Raw genomic sequence first — 3,560 nt, forward strand, 5'->3', positions numbered from 1 at the left:
TCCTACCAAACAAATACTGTTTCTATAATTCACGTAATTTGTAACTATTATACCTTTAACAAGAAATAAAATAAAGAGGCTAACCAAAAGTAAAATTAATATACATTTGGTTGCCTCTTTTAAATTATTCTCCTAAAGCTTCTTTTCTTAAAGTTTCTGCTTTATCAGTTCTTTCCCATGGTAAATCTATATCAGTTCTTCCAAAATGACCATAAGCTGCAGTAGCCTTATATCTTGGCTTTCTTAAGTCTAAATCTCTTATTATTGCTCCTGGTCTTAAGTCAAAGTTCTTTTCTACTAATTCAACTAATTTTTCTTCTGAAATCTTTCCTGTTCCAAAAGTATCTATGAATATAGATAGCGGTCTTGCTATACCGATTGCATATGCTAGCTCTATTTCGCACTTGTCAGCAAGTCCTGCTGCTACAATATTTTTCGCAACGTGTCTTGCTGCATAAGCTGCTGATCTATCAACCTTTGTAGGATCTTTTCCTGAGAATGCTCCTCCACCGTGTCTTGAGTATCCCCCGTAAGTATCTATTATTATCTTTCTTCCTGTAAGACCTGTATCTCCTTGTGGTCCACCTATAACGAATCTTCCAGTTGGATTTATATATATTTTAGTTTCTTCATCTAATAATTCAGCTGGTATAACAGCTTTTATAACCTGCTCTATTAAAGCTTCTCTTATAGTTTCATTCTCTACATCTTCTGAATGTTGAGTTGATATAAGTACTGTATGAACTCTAACAGCTTTATTCCCATCATATTCAACTGTAACTTGAGTCTTTCCATCTGGTCTTAAGAAATCTAATAATCCAGATTTTCTAACTTCTGTTAATCTTCTTGCTAATTTGTGTGCTAAAGATATTGGAAGTGGCATTAATTCTTCAGTTTCATTACAAGCGAATCCAAACATTATCCCTTGGTCCCCTGCACCTATAGCTTCTATTTCTTCTTCTGTTTGCTCTCCAGCTCTACTTTCTAAAGCTTCATCAACACCCATTGCTATGTCGCCTGATTGCTCATCTATAGAAGTTATAACTGCACAAGTATTAGAGTCAAATCCAAACTTAGCTCTAGTGTATCCTATCTCTTCTACTGTAGATCTAACTAACTTAGGTATATCAACGTATGCTGAAGTACTTATTTCTCCTGCTACTAATACTAATCCTGTTGTAACTGTAGTCTCGCATGCTACTCTAGACATTGGGTCCTTTTCTAATAATGCATCTAATATTGCATCTGATATTTGGTCACAGATTTTATCTGGATGTCCTTCTGTAACTGATTCTGATGTAAATAAATGTCTTGCCATTTTTGTTACCTCCCGTATTTAAAATATATTATTTATTTATAATCTATTTTTTACCTTATACAAAATTAGCTTATATGCAAACAAAAAAGCCTCTTCTTTTTTAAGAAGAGGCTAATTAACATAAGTATATATTAATTAACTAACCTCATCTCTCAAGACGTATGTCTTGTAGGAATTAGCACCTTTTCCCAAAATGGGTGGTTGCTGGGCTTCACAGGGCCTATCCCTCCGCCGCTCTTGATAAGGTAATCAAGATTCATATTCATATTTATTGTATTCATTACTAAAATATATGTTACTATCTTTTTTTATTAATGTCAATATTTTTATACCTATTGTATTTAAATTTATATGATATTAATTTCATGTTCTATTACCATAGTAATTCTCATAAAAATAACCATTAAGAAGTAATTCCTAAATTCCTCTTAACTGATAGACCTTCTAAAAATAAAACCTATCATTCATAATTCAATAGGTATTTTTAACCAATTTAAATAAATTTTATGTAGTCTAAAGATAGGTATTTTTTATATTAGAAGTTCATATATTTTTTTTGAAGGGGGTGTTCCTATGTACTTAACCAAGATAAATTATAAAAAAGAAAACGTTGTTCAGGTATTGAGTTTAATACTTAAAGATATAATTGATGAGAATACAGTTGTCGTTTGTATAGGAACAGATCGGGCTATAGGTGATGCCCTTGGTCCTTTAGTTGGAACTATGTTAAAAAATAGCGATTTTAAATACCCTGTTTACGGAACTTTAGATAACCCTATTCATGCATTGAATATATATGAATCTATCGAAAATATAAAAAAGACTCATTCTAAAGGCACATTTTTAGCTATAGATGCTTGTTTAGGTTCGAAAAGTAGTATAGGTAATATACAGATTAGAGAAGGGCCTATTCTGCCCGGAAAAGGTGTTGGTAAAAAACTCCCTCAGATAGGAAACTATTCTATAGTGGGAATTGTCGACAAAATAGATGAAAACAATAGATTTTCATTTAATAATGTAAGACTTAGCTTTATAATTGAGCTGGCTGAAACTATAGCTCTTGCTTTATTACTTGCTACTTAGTTTTTTCACATCCCCTTAAATATTTTCATATAAAATAGAAATGACTGCCTCATAATAAGTACCTAGAGACAGTCATTTCTATTTTATTTTTCTACAAGTGCAAACATCAACTCTCCACTACATACAAGTGCATCTTCTATATAAGCCTTTGCTGTAGCCTTTCCAATGTTTCTTCTTATAGATATCATTTCAACTTCCATTCTAAGAGTATCTCCAGGCCTAGCTTCTTTTTTAAACCTAACTTTATCTATACCTGCAAATACACCTAACTTTCCTTTATTTTCATCCATAGACATCATAGCTACTGCTCCAACTTGTGCCATAGCTTCAACAATTAATACACCTGGCATCAAAGCATATTCAGGGAAATGACCTTGGAAAAATGGCTCATTTGCTGTAACATTTTTTATACCTACAGCTCTTTTCCCACTTTCTAGCTCTACTATCTTGTCCACTAATAAAAATGGATATCTATGTGGTATTATTTCTTTTATTTGCTCTATATTTAACATTTTGTTACCTCCAATTATCTTCTTTTAAAGGTTCCTCCTGTTTCAAGCAAGTCTAATGCTCCTAATGAGCTCCCTGTTCCCTTTGCAACACAAGACAGTGGCTCATCAGCTATCAGAACCTTTATTCCTGTACTTTGTTCAATTCTTTTATCCAATCCATATAATAATGCTCCTCCACCTGTCATTATTATACCTGTATCACTTATATCTGCTGCTAACTCTGGCGGAGTTTTTTCTAAAACAGAATGTGCAGTTAATACTATTTGCTGTGCACATTCTTCTAATGCATCTTGTATTTCAGATGATCCTATAGTCATAGTTATAGGTAGTCCAGTTACTAAGTTTCTACCACTTATTTTCATGAACTTTTCTTCTTCTCTTTTAAATGCAGTCCCTATTTCTATCTTTATCTTTTCTGCACTTCTTTCACCTATAAGAAGATTATGCTGCTTTCTCATATATCTTACTATAGCCTCGTCAAACTTATCTCCACCCATCTTTATCGATTCGCTTACGACAGCTCCTCCTAGAGATATTACTGCTATATCTGCTGTTCCTCCACCAATGTCTATAACCATGCTACCATTTGGCTGAGATATATCTACCCCTGCACCAATAGCTGCAGCTATTGGTTCTTCGATAATATA

At 33.0% G+C, this 3,560-nt stretch carries 4 protein-coding genes and 1 riboswitch; of the genes, 1 reads left to right on the forward strand and 3 read right to left on the reverse strand.

Annotation, left to right across the window (positions count from 1 at the left end; translation table 11 throughout):
- Positions 1-124: 124 nt before the first annotated feature.
- Positions 125-1,318, reverse strand: coding sequence for a methionine adenosyltransferase (gene metK, locus CHL78_RS19830; protein ID WP_094369118.1), 1,194 nt, complete (start codon positions 1,316-1,318; stop codon positions 125-127).
- 142 nt (positions 1,319-1,460) lie between these two features.
- A riboswitch (SAM riboswitch) is annotated at positions 1,461-1,565 on the reverse strand.
- Between the two features lie 326 nt (positions 1,566-1,891).
- Between metK and yyaC the strand changes: the two genes are divergently transcribed.
- Positions 1,892-2,401 (forward strand): spore protease YyaC, encoded by a 510-nt coding sequence (yyaC, locus tag CHL78_RS19835; protein WP_094369117.1) that lies wholly within the window; start codon positions 1,892-1,894, stop codon positions 2,399-2,401.
- Between the two features lie 83 nt (positions 2,402-2,484).
- Here yyaC and fabZ read toward each other — a convergent pair whose 3' ends face one another.
- Both fabZ and CHL78_RS19845 read right to left on the reverse strand, forming a co-directional pair.
- Positions 2,485-2,913: a 3-hydroxyacyl-ACP dehydratase FabZ gene (gene fabZ / locus CHL78_RS19840; protein ID WP_094369116.1), complete on the reverse strand. Its 429-nt coding sequence runs from the start codon at positions 2,911-2,913 to the stop codon at positions 2,485-2,487.
- Positions 2,914-2,927: 14 nt separating this feature from the next.
- Positions 2,928-3,560: rod shape-determining protein (locus CHL78_RS19845; RefSeq protein ID WP_147295866.1), on the reverse strand; the 633-nt coding region annotated here is incomplete at its 5' end.

This window comes from Romboutsia weinsteinii (genome assembly GCF_002250835.2).
Taxonomy (GTDB): Bacteria; Bacillota; Clostridia; order Peptostreptococcales; family Peptostreptococcaceae; genus Romboutsia_A; species Romboutsia_A weinsteinii.